Source organism: Cryobacterium sp. M91 (assembly GCF_002929615.1).
Taxonomy (GTDB): domain Bacteria; phylum Actinomycetota; class Actinomycetes; order Actinomycetales; family Microbacteriaceae; genus Cryobacterium; species Cryobacterium levicorallinum.
In genome coordinates this window covers 93,735-110,951 of record NZ_PJJT01000088.1, presented here as the reverse complement: position 1 = coordinate 110,951, position 17,217 = coordinate 93,735, and the positions used below count along the sequence as shown (strand labels likewise).

At 65.0% G+C, this 17,217-nt stretch carries 19 protein-coding genes and 1 pseudogene; 12 read left to right on the top strand and 8 right to left on the bottom strand.

The annotated features are described in order from the left end of the window. Positions 1-131: 131 nt before the first annotated feature. On the bottom strand, positions 132-395 hold the full coding sequence (gene rpsT, locus CXY80_RS13845) for a 30S ribosomal protein S20 (protein WP_092448491.1): 264 nt from the start codon (positions 393-395) through the stop codon (positions 132-134). A gap of 348 nt (positions 396-743) precedes the next feature. Continuing rightward, entirely contained in the window at positions 744-1,472 is a 729-nt protein-coding gene (locus CXY80_RS13840) for an alpha/beta fold hydrolase (RefSeq protein WP_092448492.1), read from the bottom strand. Positions 1,473-1,522: 50 nt separating this feature from the next. Here CXY80_RS13840 and CXY80_RS13835 point away from each other — a divergent pair. After that, a pseudogene (locus tag CXY80_RS13835) lies at positions 1,523-2,491 on the top strand (amidohydrolase family protein). A 13-nt stretch (positions 2,492-2,504) separates the two neighbouring features. Here CXY80_RS13835 and CXY80_RS13830 read toward each other — a convergent pair. Continuing rightward, a complete protein-coding gene (locus CXY80_RS13830; protein WP_092448493.1) occupies positions 2,505-2,777 on the bottom strand; it encodes a type II toxin-antitoxin system RelE/ParE family toxin in 273 nt (90 codons plus the stop codon). A gap of 10 nt (positions 2,778-2,787) precedes the next feature. Then, positions 2,788-3,009, bottom strand: a complete 222-nt coding sequence (locus tag CXY80_RS13825; RefSeq protein WP_092448494.1) for a TraY domain-containing protein — start codon at positions 3,007-3,009, stop codon at positions 2,788-2,790. Positions 3,010-3,111: 102 nt separating this feature from the next. Here CXY80_RS13825 and lepA point away from each other — a divergent pair, with 102 nt between their 5' ends. The 3 genes from lepA to hemW are packed head-to-tail and all read left to right on the top strand — an operon-like array spanning position 3,112 to position 6,862. Then, the gene (gene lepA, locus CXY80_RS13820) at positions 3,112-4,962 is read left to right on the top strand and encodes a translation elongation factor 4 (protein WP_092448495.1); all 1,851 of its coding nucleotides are present in this window, start codon (positions 3,112-3,114) and stop codon (positions 4,960-4,962) included. A gap of 5 nt (positions 4,963-4,967) precedes the next feature. Continuing rightward, positions 4,968-5,618 carry a DUF1990 family protein gene (locus tag CXY80_RS13815; RefSeq protein WP_092448496.1) on the top strand — a complete coding sequence of 217 codons (651 nt, stop codon included), beginning with the start codon at positions 4,968-4,970 and terminating at the stop codon, positions 5,616-5,618. A gap of 20 nt (positions 5,619-5,638) precedes the next feature. Beyond that, complete coding sequence (gene hemW / locus CXY80_RS13810) at positions 5,639-6,862, top strand: radical SAM family heme chaperone HemW (protein WP_092448497.1); 1,224 nt, start codon at positions 5,639-5,641, stop codon at positions 6,860-6,862. Between the two features lie 9 nt (positions 6,863-6,871). On the opposite strand, the gene CXY80_RS13805 is transcribed toward hemW, so the two are convergent. After that, the gene (locus tag CXY80_RS13805) at positions 6,872-7,279 is read right to left on the bottom strand and encodes a DUF4870 domain-containing protein (protein WP_233195382.1); all 408 of its coding nucleotides are present in this window, start codon (positions 7,277-7,279) and stop codon (positions 6,872-6,874) included. Between the two features lie 171 nt (positions 7,280-7,450). Continuing rightward, positions 7,451-7,924 carry a DUF4870 domain-containing protein gene (locus tag CXY80_RS13800; protein ID WP_104132836.1) on the bottom strand — a complete coding sequence of 158 codons (474 nt, stop codon included), beginning with the start codon at positions 7,922-7,924 and terminating at the stop codon, positions 7,451-7,453. A gap of 238 nt (positions 7,925-8,162) precedes the next feature. On the opposite strand from CXY80_RS13800, the gene hrcA reads away from it, so the two are divergent. The 8 genes from hrcA (at position 8,163) to era (ending at position 15,334) form a co-directional block, all read left to right on the top strand. Then, complete coding sequence (gene hrcA / locus CXY80_RS13795; RefSeq protein WP_092448499.1) at positions 8,163-9,182, top strand: heat-inducible transcriptional repressor HrcA; 1,020 nt, start codon at positions 8,163-8,165, stop codon at positions 9,180-9,182. Positions 9,183-9,281: 99 nt separating this feature from the next. Next, entirely contained in the window at positions 9,282-10,385 is a 1,104-nt protein-coding gene (dnaJ, locus tag CXY80_RS13790) for a molecular chaperone DnaJ (protein WP_092448500.1), read from the top strand. Position 10,386: 1 nt separating this feature from the next. After that, the gene (locus CXY80_RS13785; protein WP_104132835.1) at positions 10,387-11,127 is read left to right on the top strand and encodes a 16S rRNA (uracil(1498)-N(3))-methyltransferase; all 741 of its coding nucleotides are present in this window, start codon (positions 10,387-10,389) and stop codon (positions 11,125-11,127) included. Between the two features lie 51 nt (positions 11,128-11,178). Beyond that, complete coding sequence (locus CXY80_RS13780) at positions 11,179-11,556, top strand: HIT domain-containing protein (protein WP_092448502.1); 378 nt, start codon at positions 11,179-11,181, stop codon at positions 11,554-11,556. A gap of 55 nt (positions 11,557-11,611) precedes the next feature. Next, complete coding sequence (locus CXY80_RS13775) at positions 11,612-12,628, top strand: PhoH family protein (protein ID WP_092448503.1); 1,017 nt, start codon at positions 11,612-11,614, stop codon at positions 12,626-12,628. Beyond that, positions 12,625-13,089 carry an rRNA maturation RNase YbeY gene (gene ybeY / locus CXY80_RS13770; RefSeq protein ID WP_092448504.1) on the top strand — a complete coding sequence of 155 codons (465 nt, stop codon included), beginning with the start codon at positions 12,625-12,627 and terminating at the stop codon, positions 13,087-13,089. Before CXY80_RS13775 ends, ybeY begins: the two co-directional genes overlap by 4 nt. After that, positions 13,089-14,420 carry a hemolysin family protein gene (locus CXY80_RS13765; RefSeq protein WP_170851536.1) on the top strand — a complete coding sequence of 444 codons (1,332 nt, stop codon included), beginning with the start codon at positions 13,089-13,091 and terminating at the stop codon, positions 14,418-14,420. Before ybeY ends, CXY80_RS13765 begins: the two co-directional genes overlap by 1 nt. Beyond that, positions 14,417-15,334, top strand: a complete 918-nt coding sequence (gene era / locus CXY80_RS13760; protein ID WP_092448506.1) for a GTPase Era — start codon at positions 14,417-14,419, stop codon at positions 15,332-15,334. The genes CXY80_RS13765 and era overlap by 4 nt, the downstream gene beginning before the upstream one ends. 150 nt (positions 15,335-15,484) lie before the next feature. On the opposite strand, the gene CXY80_RS19760 is transcribed toward era, so the two are convergent. Together CXY80_RS19760 and CXY80_RS19170 are read right to left on the bottom strand one after the other, a co-directional pair. Then, positions 15,485-15,742 (bottom strand): hypothetical protein, encoded by a 258-nt coding sequence (locus CXY80_RS19760; RefSeq protein ID WP_199182278.1) that lies wholly within the window; start codon positions 15,740-15,742, stop codon positions 15,485-15,487. Between the two features lie 800 nt (positions 15,743-16,542). Then, positions 16,543-17,127: a hypothetical protein gene (locus CXY80_RS19170; protein ID WP_146070742.1), complete on the bottom strand. Its 585-nt coding sequence runs from the start codon at positions 17,125-17,127 to the stop codon at positions 16,543-16,545. Positions 17,128-17,217 lie beyond the last annotated feature (90 nt).

Genomic DNA, 17,217 nt, shown 5'->3' with positions numbered 1-17,217 from the left:
ACTGCTGACCGGACGGGTTTCCAGGGACACAAAAAGTCCCCGCCGAGGGGCGGGGACTTATGTGCCACGAGGTGCAGCATCCGCTCTAACGAGCCGACGCAGACAGCAGGTGCGGGTGGATCCAGCGTCGATTAGACGAGTGCGCCGACAGCCTTCGCGATGGCGGACTTCTTGTTCGCAGCCTGGTTCTGGTGGATTACACCCTTGCTGACGGCCTTGTCGAGCTTCTTGGAAGCAAAGGCGAGACCGACGACGGCCTTGTCTTTGTCGCCAGCGGCAATTGCGGTACGAGTCGCGCGGATCGCGGACTTGAACTCGCTCTTGACGGCCTTGTTACGCTCCTGGGCCTTCTTGTTGGTGCCAATTCGCTTGATCTGCGACTTGATATTTGCCACGTTTTTTACGCTTTCGTTAGGTTCTAGTACGGACAGCCGCTCAGCGGTAGAGGGCGCTTCTGCGGCGAAAATCGTGCGGGGTGGGACCCAACACGCAAGCCAACCAGTAACGCTACCAGCAATTCGCCCCGCCCCAAAACTCGCCCGGTCGGGGAAACCCCTTTTCGCTCGCGCGAGCGGATGCCGCTGTACCCTCCGTGCGCATGACCGCGCCCGATATGGGTAACCGCTACGCCGGTTCGTTAGTTGCCGTAGCGCGCACCGGTCTCGGGCGCGCTCACGCGGGTGCGGTGTGCCATGAGTGCATTCGGGCACCCAGATCGGCCGCGGCAAGCGGATGCCGCGGCCTCAGTTCGCCAGCGACACCTGTCCGGCGACCCCCAACAGGATCGCCGTGAAGCGCTCCGGCTGGGCCAGGCTCGACAGATGCGTTGCTCCCGGCACCACGACGACCGTCCCGTTGCGGCAGGCGGAGAGAAAGCGCCGCTCGTTCAGCCGAAAGTGATCGAGGGCACCGTTGACCAGCCAGATCGGGCCGGGATACGCCGCGAGGCTGGCCAGGGGAGTCAGCGTCGAGGTCGCCTGCAGGCCGGAATCCATCACGTCGAGTGCGGCGCCGCCCGCGAGTACATCGCGCGCCCCGGCCGCAGGTAGAAGGAGGCGCGCCAGTCCCTCGTGCAGCCACAAGCCCCGATCGGGTAGGCGGTGAATCATTCGGGCCAGCAGCCGATAGCCCTCGAGCAAAGCGCCCCTGGGAACTGCGCTACAGCCAGCAGCGATCAGCCCGGCTACCCGATCGGGGTGCTCTGCGGCATAGGCGACGGCGTAGTAGCCGCCGAGCGAGAGCCCGACCAGCAGCACACTGCCACCGAGCGCCGCCACCCCGTCGTCGATGGCGGTGAGCGCGGCCGGCACCGTGAACGGCTCCGTCATCCGCTGCCCGTGGCCGGGCAGATCAATCGCGAGAACCCGGTGCCCGGCGGCACGCAGCTTCTTCTCCTGATACCGCCACATCGTGGCCGAGGCACGGATACCGTGAACGAGCAAAATTGGTACGCGTGACTCGGGAATCTCCATGCCCGCGAGCCTAGTCAGCCCCGATCACAGCGCATGCCGAGGCTGGAGCGATGACATCTGCACTCACGACCACGTTGACCGCCATCATCAATGCTCGCGTTGTGCCGGTAATCGGCGAAACGATCGCGAACGGCACCGTGCTGATCGAGAACGGTCGCATCAGCGCTGTCGGCGCCGACCTGACCGTTCCAATCGGCGCGCAGGTCATCGATGCGACCGGCAAGTAGGTGCTGCCCGGCTTCATCGAGGCGCACGGCCACGTGGGCATCCACGAAGCGGCGAATGGATGGGCAGGCAACGACACCAACGAAATGACCGGCCCGAACATGGCTGCTGTCCGTGCCATCGACGCCATCAACATCGATGACGAGGGCTTTCGCGACGCGCTCTCCGGCGGAGTCAGCACGATCGTGGTCAAGCCCGGCTCCGGCAATCCGATCGGCGGCCAGTCGGTTGCAATCAAGAGCTCGGGCGGTCGAACCATCGACGAGCAGGTGATCAGCGACTCGGTGAACATCAAGAGAGCCCGCGGAGAGAACCCGAAGCGGATCTACGGTGAGAAGAAGCAGACCCCGAGCACTCACCTCGGCGTCAGTCTGATCATCCGCCCGGCCGTCGTCGATGCCCGGAACTACGTGCAGGCGCGCGATGCCGCCGCCGAAAAGGGCGATCCCTTTACCCGGGACCTCGGCCAGGAGGCCCTGGCCCGGGTGCTCTCCGGGGAACTCGCCTGGGACCAGCACGTGCACCAGGCCTCCCTGGCCGTGAAGGACGGGCTGCCGGCGCAGACGGCGCTCGAGGCCCTCACGGTCAACCCGGCCGTGATTCTCGGGCTCGACTCCCGGGTCGGATTCCTCACCGTTGGCCTCGACGCCGACGCCGACGCCGTGATCTGGTCTGGCGACCCGCTCGACCTCACCTCCCGCGCCGAACTGGTGCTCATCGACGGCACCCCGGTCTACCGGCACAGCGACGGCTTCGGCCAGGTCGTCAAACGAGCCGACCGCGCCTCAGCCTGACCCGGGGCCAGGGTCAGTCGTTTCGGTAGATGTCGGATCGGTGACCGAGTCCGATCGCAACGATGACGAGCACGTCGTCGTGGAATTCGACGATCACTCGATAGTGTCCGATTCGATAACGCCAATAACCAGAGAGATTCGCGGTCAGCCCCCTGCCGCGGTCGCGCGGGTCGTCGAGTTCGAGAATATCGTCCAGGTAGTCCTTGATGCGTCGGAGCGACTGGCGGTCGATTTTACGTGCTGCGCGGTCAAACTCCGGCGTGGTCTCCAGCCGCCAGCGTTTCATGCGCGATGGCTCATAGGCCGAGTTCAGCCCAGAGCTCGGCTGCCGGACGCGTTTCTCTGCCCGACGCCTCCCATGTTCGAATCACCCCGTCGGCCCAGTAACGCTCCTCGAGGTCGTCCAAGTGCGCGTGGATGGCTTCGCGCACGTAAAAGGTCTTGGAGCGACCGGTCTTCGTGGCGAGGGCCTGCAACCGGGCTTCGTCTTCGGGTGAGAGTCTGATCGAAATGGCCATGAAAAAATCCTCCCTGCGATACATGTATTGTATGCGTCGGATATCTCTGATACCAGTGTGGAGACGGTACAACACGGCCGAGCATGGAAGAATAGACGCACTATGTCACCGAGAGCCCTTCACGCGCTGGAACCGGCCGCCACGGCCCCCGAGTTCATCCGCAACTTCTGCATCATTGCCCACATCGACCACGGCAAGTCGACCCTGGCCGACCGGATGCTGCAGATCACCGGCGTCGTCGACGAGCGTTCCATGCGTGCCCAGTACCTGGACCGCATGGACATCGAGCGGGAACGCGGCATCACCATCAAGAGCCAGGCCGTGCGTATGCCGTGGGAAATGGACGGCGTCACCTACGCCCTCAACATGATCGACACCCCCGGCCACGTCGACTTCACCTACGAGGTCTCCCGCAGCCTCGCCGCCTGCGAGGGCGCCATCTTGCTGGTCGACGCTGCCCAGGGCATCGAAGCCCAGACCCTCGCCAACCTCTACCTGGCCCTCGAAAACGACCTCACGATCATTCCGGTGCTCAACAAGATCGACCTGCCGGCCGCCGACCCGGAGAAGTACGCCCGCGAACTCGCGAGTCTCATCGGCGGACGCCCCGAAGACGTGCTGCGTGTCTCCGGCAAGACCGGCGCCGGTGTTGAAGAGCTGCTGAACCTCGCCACGACGATGATTCCGGCGCCGAAGGGTAACCCGGATGCCGCCGCTCGCGCCATGATTTTCGACTCGGTCTACGACAGCTACCGCGGCGTCGTCACCTACGTGCGCATGATCGACGGCCATCTGAAGGCGCACGAAAAAATTCAGATGATGTCGACCAAGGCGACGCACGAGATCCTCGAGATCGGCGTCATCTCGCCCGAACCGGTGGAGAGCAAGGGCCTCAAGGTCGGCGAGGTCGGCTACCTGATCACCGGTGTGAAAGACGTGCGCCAGTCCAAGGTCGGCGACACCATCACGACCGCAGTGCGCCCGGCGACCGACGCCCTGCCCGGCTACGACGAACCGCAGCCCATGGTGTTCTCCGGCCTGTACCCGATCGACGGCAGCGATTATCCGGCGCTGCGCGAAGCACTGGACAAACTCAAGCTGTCTGACGCCAGCCTCGGCTACGAGCCGGAGACATCCGTCGCCCTCGGTTTCGGATTTCGCTGCGGGTTTCTCGGCCTGCTGCACCTCGAGATCATCACCGAACGCCTCGAACGTGAATTCAACATCGACCTCATCACCACGGCGCCGAGCGTGCCCTACGAGGTCACCACCGACGACAAGCGCACCATCACGGTCACCAACCCGAGCGAATACCCCACCGGCAAAATCGCCAAGGTGCTCGAACCCATGGTCAAAGCCGCGATTCTCGCCCCGAAAGACTACGTCGGCGTCATTATGGAGCTCTGCCAGAGTCGCCGTGGCACCCTGCTCGGCATGGAATACCTCGGCGAAGACCGCGTCGAGATTCGCTATTCGATGCCGCTCGGTGAGATCGTGTTCGACTTCTTCGACATGCTCAAGGGCCGCACCGCCGGCTACGCCTCGCTCGACTACGAACCCTCCGGCGAGCAGGAAGCCGACCTGGTCAAGGTCGACATTTTGCTGCAGGGCGAGCAGGTCGACGCGTTTTCCGCCATCGTTCACCGCGACAAGGCCTACGCCTACGGCGCGCTAATGACCGGGCGCCTGCGCAAACTGATTCCGCGCCAGCAGTTCGAGGTGCCCATCCAGGCCGCGATCGGCGCGCACATCATCGCCCGCGAGAGCATCTCGGCGATGCGCAAAGACGTGCTGGCCAAATGCTACGGCGGTGACATCTCGCGCAAGCGCAAGCTGCTGGAGAAGCAGAAAGAGGGCAAGAAACGCATGAAGATGGTCGGCCGGGTCGAAGTTCCCCAGGAAGCCTTCATCGCCGCGCTCAGCGGCGACATCGAGACCAAAGACAAGAAGTAAAGCGGATGCGCAGGGCCACCTTCACCGATGCCGCCGTCAGCTACGCTGCCATCGGCGGTACGCTAGCGCCCGACCTGATGAGCTATCCGCCCAAGGGCTACCGGCCGATGGAGCAGAGCGTCAGGCTCGGCAGTTCGCCGGAACGCTTTGAAGCCGCGACCAAGTTGCTGATGACGTGGGGAATCCAGCGCGGCAGCGGCATGGAGGTGACCGACCTCGAAAACGGAACCGGCGTGCAGTACACCCCGGTGACCTTTCAACCCGACGGCACGCCGGCGGTCGGGCAGCAGCATCCGGTCAATGAAGCGACCTTCGCTGAGGATGGCACCCCGTATATTGCGAACGGTATGACGGCCACACTCAAGATGCGGGTTGGACCGATCGGCTTGACCGCGCCGGTGCGGGTCGTCTACGTGATCGACGAGGCCGCGCGCATCGGGTTCGCCTACGGCACCCTGGCCGGCCACCCGGAGAGTGGTGAGGAATCCTTCATCGTCGAGCACCGCGAGGACGACTCGGTTTGGTTGACGATCCGCTCCTTTTCGCGGCCGAGCACCTGGTATTACCGACTGGCCTGGCCGGTGCTGCGCTTTCAGCAGGCCAAATTCACCAAGTTGTATCTGCGGGCTTTGCACCCCGCGGGTGCGATCAAATAGAACGTACTGGAGCACCACCCATGGCCGGACCCCACCCCATCGGCGACCCGGCACCCGACGACGGCCTTTTGCCGGCCTCGGCAGCCGTCAACGCCGCTGAACGCGATTTCGGCGTCTACCTGCACGTGCCGTTCTGCCGGGTGCGCTGCGGCTACTGCGATTTCAACACCTATACCGCGACCGAACTGCGCGGCGTCAAGCAGAGCGACTACGCCAGCCAAGCGGTGCTCGAGGTTGAGGCCGCTGGGCGCATCCTCACTGCATCGGGCGTGCCCGAACGCCCGGTGGCAACGGTGTTCTTCGGGGGAGGCACACCCACGCTGCTGCCGGTCACCGACCTGGCGAAAATGCTCGGCGCCGTGCGCGACCAGTGGGGCTTGACCGACGACGCCGAAGTAACCACCGAGGCGAACCCCGACTCGGTCGATGCCGCCTACCTCGGCGCCCTCGCGGAGGCCGGATTCACCCGGGTTTCCTTCGGCATGCAGTCCGCCGTGCCGCACGTGCTGGCGACCCTGGAACGCACCCACGACCCGGAGCGGGTGCCCCTCGTGGTGGAATGGGCCCGCGCTGCCGGCCTCGACGTGAGCCTCGACCTCATCTACGGCACGCCGGGAGAGTCGCTCGCCGACTGGCGCACCAGCCTCGAACAGGCGCTCAGCCTGCACCCAGACCACCTCAGCGCCTATTCGCTTATCGTCGAAGACGGCACCAAACTCGCGCGGCAGATTCGCCGCGGCGAGATCGCCCCGACCGACGACGACCAACAGGCCGACTTCTATGAACTCGCCGACGAACTGCTTGCCGCCGCCGGCTATGACTGGTACGAGGTCAGCAACTGGGCTACGAGCGACGCGCACCGCTCCCGCCACAACCTCGCCTACTGGACCGGCCAGGACTGGTGGGGCATCGGCCCCGGCGCCCACAGCCACATCGGCGGGGTGCGCTGGTGGAACGTCAAACATCCCGCAGCCTATTCAGAGCGGATGCTCGGCGGCCTGTCCCCGGCCGCCGGTCGCGAAACGCTCGATGCGCCCACCCGCGAACTCGAGCGCATCCTGTTGCAGAGCCGCATCCGCACCGGTATCCCGGTCGCATCGCTGTCCGCGGACGGACGCCGAGAGGTGGCCGGCCTGATCGCCGATGAGCTCGTCAACGCCAAAGCTGCCCTCGCCGGGACCATTGAACTGACCCTGCGCGGACGGCTTCTGGCCGACGCCGTGGTGCGTCGGCTGAGCGACTAAGAGCGTGCGCTAGCTGAAAAATCTGATGGTCAGCGGGTAGGAATACCCTTGGCCGCGGTTGGCCGCGAGTGCGGCGAGGATCGAGAAGATGATGCCGAGCACCCAGGCCACCGGCACAATCAGGTAGCCGATCAGGATTGCCGTCAACGCGGTGCCCACCACATAAACGATCATCAGGGTGATCTGAAAGTTCAAAGCCGTCGCACTGTGGGCACGAATGAACGGCCCACGATCGCGCAGCACGAGATAGCCGATGAGTGCGGGAACAAAGGCGAAGAGGATACCGCCGACGTGAATCAGGGTCGCCCACATCTTCTCGTCGGCCGGACTCATCGGCGCCGGCGGGACGCTCTGCGCGTACGGGTTTTGCGGCGGGGTGGATTCATACGGATTTGTGCGTGAATCGTTCTCGGACATGCGGTCTCCTGTTCGAGCGTGGTCGGTTTGGTCGCGGTGGATCTGGCGATGGGTTGCCGACGACATCCAGGGAAGAACCACTGCGTGCAATAGCACTGTGTGGGGTCGGACAAGCCAGGCCAGACCCCTCCAGACTAACCGTCCGAGATGCGTATTGGACCGGGCCGCGCGCTACTTGATCAGGCGAATCGCGACCGGATACCGGTAGTTCTGGCCGTCCTTGGCCTTCAGAAACCCAATGATCGAAAAGATGACTCCGGCCACCCAGAGCAGCCAGGTCAGGCCGATGAGCAGGCCGCCGATTCCGAAGGTGACGATCGCCAGGATGGACGAGACGACATTTATCGCGACGTATCCGATCACGAGGGTGATCTGAAAGTTGAGCGCCTCCTTCGCTTCGGTATTGGTGAGGCGGCCGCGGTCCTTGAAGACCAGCCAAATGATCAGCGACGGAAGAAAGCTCAGGATGCCGCCGAGGTGCGCAAACGAGGCCCATTGTCGGTCGTCGGCCTCCGAGAGTGGGGCTGCGGCTGTAGGGGTGCCGTATGGGCTGCCCGTACCGGGCTGCTGGCCATACGGCGGCTGCCCAGCATTAGGGTCACGGTAGTTGGAATCACCGGGAGGTTGTGCCTGTGGATCGCTCATGATCGTGCCTTTCACTGAACTCCGGGGGGAGCGTATAGCGGTAATTAAACGCTCGGTTCGCGATACTGGCAATGGGTGCGCTCAGCCGGAACACGGCCGGTCGCGATAGTATTGGCAGTCAGTGGATGCGAGTGCCAACGACGTGCCGGCAAACCTGCGTTCCGGTGCGCTTGACGCGCGCCGACCCGGGGCATCCGCTTAATTGAAGCTGGACCGGAAAAAGAGGAAGGCGGGCGAAATGGTTTCCGACCGTGGGCTCGATGTGCTGCGCGTCATCGTGCAGGACTACGTCGCGTCCCGCGAACCCGTCGGCTCCAAATCCATCGTCGACCGGCATTCCTTCGGTGTTTCCGCCGCGACCATTCGCAACGACATGGCCCTGCTCGAAGAAGAAGAGCTCATCGCGGCGCCGCACACCTCCTCGGGGCGCATCCCGACGGATAAGGGGTACCGGGTCTTCGTCGACCACCTGGCCGACCTGCGTCCGCTGACCCCGGCCCAGCGTCAGGCCATTGAAACTTTCCTGGGTCACTCCGCCGACCTCGACGAGGTGCTCGTGCGCAGCGTGCGTTTGCTCTCGCAGCTCACCCACCAGGTCGCGCTCGTGCAATACCCCTCGCTGTCCCGCGCCAGGGTTCGGCACATCGAGTTAGTGCCGCTGACCGAGACGCGCATCCTGTCGGTGCTGATCACCGATTCCGGCGGGGTCGAGCAGCGAGTCATCGACCTGCCGCGAGCATTCGACGAGCAGACGCTCGGCGAACTGCGCGCCCGACTCAACGTCACGGTCGTTGGACTGGGCATGGCCGAGGCGAGCGTTGCCCTCGCCGTGAGCGTCTGGCCGGGATCGCCGGCGCTGCAGCCGATCGTCGACCTGATCACGCGCACCGTCGCCGACCAGGTCGGGGCCAACCGTCAGGAGAAGCTCGTCATGGCCGGGGCCGCAAACCTGGTGCGCACCGAAGACGACTTCTCCGGCAGCATCTATCCGGTACTCGAAGCCATCGAAGAACAGGTCGTGCTGCTGCGGCTGTTCGGCGAGATGGAGACCGACCAGCACGGCGTTTCGGTGAGTATCGGCCGGGAGAATGCGGCCTTCGGCCTACCGGAAGCGAGCGTGCTGACCAGCGGCTATACCGCAGGCGGCAACCTGGCCCGGCTGGGCGTGCTCGGGCCGACCCGCATGGACTATTCCAACAATATGGCGGCCGTACGCGCCGTCGCCCGGTACCTCTCCCGCCTGCTCGGCGAGACCTGAAATCTGTACCATTTAGGCTCTGTGCCATTTCGACTCTGTGCCATTTAGGCTCTGTGCCATTTCGAACAACCATCATAAAAAAATCAAGGAGAGCCACCTTTGGCTGACCATTACGAAGCGCTTGGCGTTGACCGCGACGCAACCACCGACCAAATCAAGAAGGCGTACCGTCGCCTCGCCCGCGAGCTGCACCCCGACGTGAACCCCGGCGCCGAAGCATCCGAACGGTTCAAGAGCATCACACACGCCTATGACGTGCTGAGCGACGCCAAGCAGCGCCAGAAGTATGACCAGGGCGGCGGCCAGAACGGCGGCTTCGACGGGCAGAACTTCGGCAACTTCGGCGACATCTTCGAGACCTTCTTCGGCGGCGGCGGGAGCAGCCGTGGTCCGCGCTCGCGCCGCGAACGCGGCCAGGACGCTCTGATTCGAGTCGACCTCGACCTCGACGAGGTCATCTTCGGCACGCACCGCGACCTGGAGGTCGACACGGCGATCGTCTGTGAGACCTGCAAGGGCTCCTGTTGCGCGCCCGGCACCGCGCCGATCACCTGCGACATCTGCCACGGCACGGGCAGCATCCAGCGCGCCGTGCGCTCCCTGCTCGGGAACGTGATGACGTCCAGCCCGTGCGGTTCCTGCCGCGGTTACGGCACCATCATCGCCACCCCGTGCATGACCTGCTCCGGTCAGGGCCGCATTCGCGCCCGCCGCACCGTTCCGGTCGATATTCCGGCCGGCGTCGACACCGGCCTGCGCCTGCAGATGCCCGGCAGCGGCGAAGCCGGCCCGGCTGCCGGTCCCAATGGGGACCTGTACCTGGAGATGAAGGTGCGCCATCACGACGTGTTCAGCCGTGACGGCGACGACCTAATGTGCTCGCTCGACGTGCCGATGACCAGTGCGATTCTCGGCACCACCGTGACCGTCAAGGCTCTCGACGGCGACATCGAGGTAGAGATTCGCCCCGGATCGCAGAGCTCCGAGGTACTCACGATCAAGGATCGAGGCATCACTAAGCTGCGCGGCAGTGGCCGCGGCGACCTCAAGGTCGGCATCCACGTGCTCACCCCGACCAAGCTCGACCACAAGGAACGCGACCTGATCGAACAGTTCGCAGCCCGCTACGCGGCTCCGGCGCCGACCCTGAGCCAGTACCAGCAGGGCTTGTTCGCGAAGCTGCGCGACCGGTTCCTCGGCTGACGTGGCACATTTCTACCTGCAAGAAACGCTCCGGGCGGCGCAGTGCCGCCCGGGGCAGGTGGTCACCGTGGACGGCGACGAGGCGCGGCACGCGGTCACGGTGAGCCGGGTGCGCCCCGGGGACCGGCTCCGCCTCGGTAATGGGGCCGGGTTGCTGCTGGAGGGAGCCGTGCTGACGGCGGACGCTTTGCAGTTGACCCTGCGCGTCGATGACGCGAGCGAGACTGCGGCGGCGACGCCGCGCATCCGCTTGGTGCAGGCCCTCGCCAAGGGTGACCGGGACGAACTGGCCATTCAGGCCGCCACCGAACTCGGCGTCGACGGCGTCATCCCGTGGTCCGCAGCCCGCTCCATCACCAAGTGGGAGGGCGCGAAGATCGCCAAAGGCCACGAACGCTGGAGCAGCATCCTGCGTGAGGCCAGCAAACAGTCGATCCGGGCTTGGCTGCCCGATGTCGCCCAGCTGACCAGCACCAAGCAGCTGGCCGTTTTGGCCGCCACGACACGGATGCTGCTGCTCGACCCGACCGCAACCGGTCGCCTCACCGAGGTGGCCGTCCCCACCGACGACCGCGACATTCTGCTCGTCGTCGGCCCCGAGGGCGGAATATCGCCGGCCGAACTGCTCCTGCTTGAGCAGACCGGCGCGAGCCAGGTACGCCTCGGCGACACCGTGCTGCGCACATCGACCGCGGGGCCAGCCGCCCTCGCAATCCTCAATGCAACTTTGGGTCGCTGGTAGAGCGTGCCGTTGGTAGTGCGTGCCGCTGATAGCGCCGCTTAAGATAGAGGTATGTCTTCTTCCGTCGCCCAACCGACCATTTTCAGCCGCATCATCGCGCGTGAGATTCCGGCGACGATCGTGGCCGAAACCGAGCGCATTATCGCTTTCCTCGACATTGCACCCAAAGCCCCGGTGCACGTTGTCGTCACCACGAAAGACCCTCAGTATCAAAACGTGGTCGAGCTCGCCGCCGGCAATCCCACCCTGCTCGCCGAACTCGTCGCCGTGGCCGAGCAGATCGCGGCCGAACGCACCAACGGACAGTTCCGTCTGGTGTTCAACACCGGGGCGGCTGCCGGCCAGACCGTCTTCCACGTGCACGCGCACGTGCTCGGCAGCCCCGAAGCGTCTGATCAGCTGGGGGAGGACTCGCTTGGCGCCCTCTGATTCTTCTAAAGCTGACTCCAACAGGGAGCTGCGCTTCACCGTTGACGGCGTCGCCATGGTGCGCTTGCTCGGCCCCGAAGACCGCTACCTGAACACCATCGAGGCCGCCTACCCGAAGGTCGACGTGCACGTGCGCGGCAACGACGTGACGCTCGGCGGCTCGGCCGACGACGTCGAGGCCGTGCGTCGCTTGATCGAGGAGCTGCAGCTGGCCCTGCGCACCGGCCACGACCTCGGCGAGACCGAGGTGGCCACCGCGTCACGGATGCTGGCTGCCGACAGTTCCGTGAGCCCATCCGCCCAGCTCGGCGCCCCAATTCTGACCGCCCGTGGCAAGAGTATTCGGGCCAAATCGATCGGCCAGAAAGAGTACATCGACGCGATCGACGACAACACGATCGTGTTCGGCATCGGACCGGCCGGAACCGGCAAGACCTACCTCGCCATGGCGAAGGCGGTGCGTGCCCTGCAGAACAAAGAGGTTGAGCGCATCATCCTGACCCGCCCGGCAGTGGAGGCCGGAGAACGGCTCGGCTTTCTGCCCGGCACGCTCACGGACAAGATCGATCCCTACCTGCGGCCGCTCTACGACGCGCTCGGCGAAATGCTTGACCCCGAACTGATCCCCAAATTGCTCGCGGCCGGCACTATCGAGGTCGCCCCGCTCGCCTACATGCGCGGTCGCACCCTGAACGCAAGCTTCGTCGTGCTCGACGAAGCCCAGAACACGACGCCCGAGCAGATGAAGATGTTCCTGACCCGCCTTGGCTTCGGCTCCAAGATGGTCATCACCGGCGATGTCACCCAGATCGACCTGCCGGCCGGCAGCAGCGGCTTGAAATTGGTGACCCGCGTCCTTGACGGTATCGACGACATCCACTTTTCCTATCTGACCAGTGCCGACGTTGTGCGGCACTCGCTGGTCGGGCGCATCGTCGACGCGTATACCGAGTACGACGCGCAGAAACAGGCCCTCCGCCAGGAGAGCGCCGAAGCGCGCGCATTTGCTACTCAAGGCCCGCAGCGCACCGGCAATGCACCCGGCCGCAACCCGAAACGGAGTTCCAGTTGAGCATCGAAATCAACAACGAGTCGACCATCCCGGTCGATGAGGCCGCCATTCAGCGCCTCGCTGCCTTCGCGCTCGACACCATGCACGTGCACGCCGACGCCGAACTCGCCATTGTGCTGGTCGACGAGGGTGCCATGGAGCAGCTGCACGTGCAGTGGATGGATGAGCCGGGCCCCACCGACGTTCTGAGCTTTCCGATGGACGAACTACGCCCCGGTACCGAGGAGCAGGAGACCCCGCCCGGATTGCTCGGCGATATCGTGCTCTGCCCGCAGGTCGCCAAGGAGCAGGCTGAAACCGCCGGACACAGCACCCTCGATGAGCTACTGCTACTGACCACGCACGGCGTGCTGCACTTGCTCGGCTTCGACCACGCCGAACCGGCCGAAGAGAAGGAAATGTTCGGCATTCAGCGCGACATTCTCATCGGTTTTGCCATGCAGGAACGACAACGCCCCTGATGCACATCGTGTGGTTTATTTACGCGGCCGTGGTTCTGGTCGTGTTTGCCGGTCTGATGGCCGCCGTCGACGCGGCGATCACGACCCAATCCCGGGCCGATATTGTCGGCCTGGTGCCGACGCGGCGGGCGAAACGGTCGCTCCGCGCGATCGCCGAGGACACCGGCGCGCACCTGAATGCGATTAACTTTATTCGCATTACAGCCGAGACCACGGCGGCGGTCTTGGTGACCCTCGTTTTTGCGACCACCATCGAGGCCCTGTGGCTCGCGCTGGTGCTGTCGGCGCTGATCATGACCTCGGTTTCGTTTGTGCTGGTCGGTGCCAGTCCGCGCAGTGTCGGGCGGGCGCATCCGGTCGCTCTGCTGACGGCCACCGCGTTGCTCGTGCATGTTGCGCGCGTTCTGCTCGGACCGATCGCGAACGCCCTGGTCGCCCTCGGAAACCGCGTCACCCCCGGCCGCACCAAGCTGGCGACCTTCACCTCCGAAGACCAGCTGCTCAGCATGGTCGACGAGGCCACCGAACTCGACGTAATCGAGGAGGACGACCGCGAGCTCATCCACTCAATTTTTGAGTTCAGCGACACTGTCGTGCGGGAGCTCATGATTCCCCGCACCGACATGATCACCATCGACGCCGACGCGAGCATTGACGCGGCCATGGGCCTGTTCCTGAGCAGCGGTACCTCGCGCGTGCCCGTTCGGGGCGGCGAGGTCGACGACGTCGCCGGCATCCTTTACCTGCGCGACGTTGCCCGGCTGGTCTTTGAACGCCCGATCAATGCCCTGCAGCTGACGGTCGCCGAACTCGCACGTCCGGCCGTGTTCGTGCCGGAATCCAAGAAAGCCGACGATATGCTGCGGCAGATGCAGCTTGAGTCCAACCACCTGGCCATGGTCGTTGACGAGTACGGCGGCATCGCCGGACTGGTCACCCTCGAGGATTTGATCGAGGAGCTCGTCGGCGATATCTCGGATGAGTACGACCGCGATGTGGTCGAGTTCGAAGACCTTGGCGATGGGCATTTTCGGGTCAGCGCCCGACTGCCGGTCGACGAGCTCGGGGAACTCTTCGGCCTCGAGCTCGACGACGATGATGTCGACTCGGTCGGTGGTCTTTTGGCCAAGGCGCTCGGGCGACTGCCCGTCGCCGGGTCGGTCGCCTCGGTGAGCGGGTTGAACCTCACCGCCGAACGCACCGAAGGTCGTCGTAAGCGCATCAGCACCGTGCTGGTGGAGCGCGACGACGCGCTGATTGATGCGCAGACCGCATTTCTCACGGGAACGAACCGTAGCACAGTGTCTGATGATGAAGGAGAACGGTCATGACCGCAGCAACACCGGCGCACCCCGCCGATTACCGAGCGGGATTCGTCTCCTTCGTGGGACGCCCCAACGTGGGAAAGTCCACCCTGACGAACGCACTCGTGGGGGAGAAGGTCGCGATCACCTCGTCGAAGCCGCAGACCACCCGCCGCGCCATTCGGGGCATCGTGCACCAGAAGAACGGCCAGCTCATTCTGGTCGACACCCCCGGAATCCACCGCCCGCGCACCCTCCTCGGTGAGCGCCTGAACAGCCTGGTCACGGCGACCCTGGCCGGCGTCGACGTGATCGGCCTGTGCATCCCGGCCAACGAGCCGATCGGCCCGGGAGATAAGTTCATCAACGAGCAACTGGATGCCTTCCCGCGGGCCAAAAAGGTCGCCATCGTCACCAAGATTGATGCATCCTCCAAGACCAACGTCGCCAATCAGCTGCTCGCCGTCTCCCAGCTGCGGGATTGGGAGGCCATTGTTCCGATCTCCTCGACCAGCCGAATCCAGCTCGACACCCTGGCGACCCAACTCCTGCGCCTGCTGCCGCATGCGGATGCCCCGCTCTACCCAGCCGACACCGTCACCGACGAGACCCTCGAGTCGCGCATCTCGGAGTTCATTCGCGAGGCAGCCCTCGAGGGCGTCACCGACGAGCTGCCGCACTCGATCGCCGTGACCATCGACGACATCATCGAGCGTGATGACCAGGAACTGGTTGAGATTTACGCCAACCTGTTCGTCGAACGAGACAGCCAGAAGGGCATCATCATCGGCAAGTCGGGCAGCCGGCTGAAGGATGTCGGTACCCGCGCGCGTAAACAGATCGAACCGCTCGTCGGCAAGCGCGTCTTTCTGTCGCTGCGGGTGAAGATCGCCAAGGAATGGCAGCGCGACCCGAAGCAGCTCGGGCGCCTCGGCTTCTAACGCATCGCGACCGGATCTCGATCGCTCGCAGGCTCGTGCCTCGATCAGCGAGTCTTTCTGGTCGAGGCGCGAGGAACGAGCGATGGAGGCCGAAACCTTATAACGCGCAGCTGGCGGCACCAGCCGCAGGAGACCAGCCAACGCGAAGGGTCAGTTTCGGTAGTCGTCATTTGGGTAGCCCGGTCGCGGGTAGTCCCCCGTGCGCGGGTCGAGCCCGTCGAGACCACCATCCCATAACTTGCCGCGATCTGCCCGACCAGCCGCGGGGGTAGCCGGCGTCGGAAGGTCAAGCTGTTCGGGTGCCTGCAGGAGCGGGTTCTGGCTGGGCAGGTAGATCAAAGTCTGTTCCGGGTCGATCTCGACCGGGGGTGCAGCCAGTACTCGCCACCCTGGAGATAGATCTTCCAATGTCGGTTGTGCAGCAACAGGTGATGGTGCGCACAGAGCATTATGGCGAAGTTGATGTTGGAAAGTCCTTGATCAGACCACATGTCGATGTGATGCGCCTCTGTCCACGACGGTGGTTGGTCGCAGCCGGGCCAGCGGCATCCGCCGTCACGCGCGGCGAGGGCCCGGCGTTGCTCGCGGTTGAAGAGACGTTCTTCTCGCCCGACGTTGAGTGGTTGCCCGGACTCACTGAACAAGATGCCGAGGTAGCCGGTGTCACAGAGGTGCCGGTCGATCGTCTCCGCCGACACCGGCGCGGGGTTTCCCTCGAGGTAGCCGAAAACGGGGTGGGAGCTAGCGCGTTCGGTAGAATTTGTGGTTTCAGCGCTCCGCCCGGGGGCCGCCATCCGGCCCGTTCCGCTGCCCGCCAATGTGCCACTCGGCGCCTTGTCGGCGCCCCGAGTGTTCGCAGGGTTTTCGGTGCTATCGCTGCTCCCTGTGCTCCCGGTCGCCTGGGCTTCTGGCGCGGTCGGCGCGGTCGGGGCGACCGGAGCGGGTGCTGTGCTAGTCGGCGCGCCCGACCCGGTTATCNTGCTGTGCTAGTCGGCGCGCCCGACCCGGTTATCGGGCGATCTGCGCGGACAGGGCCAGTGGCTGGTCCCGTTGTGCTTGCAGGGCCAGCGGCCGGGCGGGCTATTGGGTGGGGGATGGTGGTGGGGCGGTCGTGTTTGGTGACGATGATCTGCACGACCGGGCGGCGGCCGCCGAACATGGTGTTCGGGTCGGCGTCAGCGCCGAGTTTGAGCAGCTGGGTGAAGGAATCAGCGGCGATTTGGTCCAGGGTGCGCGGGTCGTCCTTGACGCGCTGACGAGTCCGAGTCGCGGCGGGGCACGGCCGCGGGTAGCGGCGGCAGATCCGGGTGCAACTTCGCCCGCGCCGCCGCCCGCGCCGCCGCCCGTGCAGCCTCCCGCTCGGCTTCCGCCACTGCTTCCGCCACTGCTTCCGCCACTGCTTCGGCGGCAACCTGCGCGGCCAGCTCAGCCTCCCGGGCAGCATCGGCCGCCCGCCGTTCAGCGGTTTCGGTGTCGCTCATCAGTACGCCCACGGCCAGCAGTCGGCCGGCCTCCATGCGGCTCAGCCCGGTAGCGTCTTGCACCATCAGGGTCGGGTTACCAAGCCCGTACCGCGCCGCCAACCCCGACTGACCCAACTCCGGCCTGGACCTGCGCGCGATCGTGCCTGCCAGCAACGCCGCGACCGTATTGCTCAGCCGCAACAGGTCGGCGATCGGACCACGCGCCGCGAGCACCGCCGCATCGGACAGGCCGCCGAACTCGGCACTGGAGCCACCGAGCGCGGCGACAGCGACCGCTACCCGGGTGAGCTCCAGCGCCAGGTCGTTCATAATTCAACCCAACACCCGACCACCGACATTCCCGAGGAAAAATCACGCATACAAGCACTGAATCGGCGAAAACTCGCAAAGAATACCCAA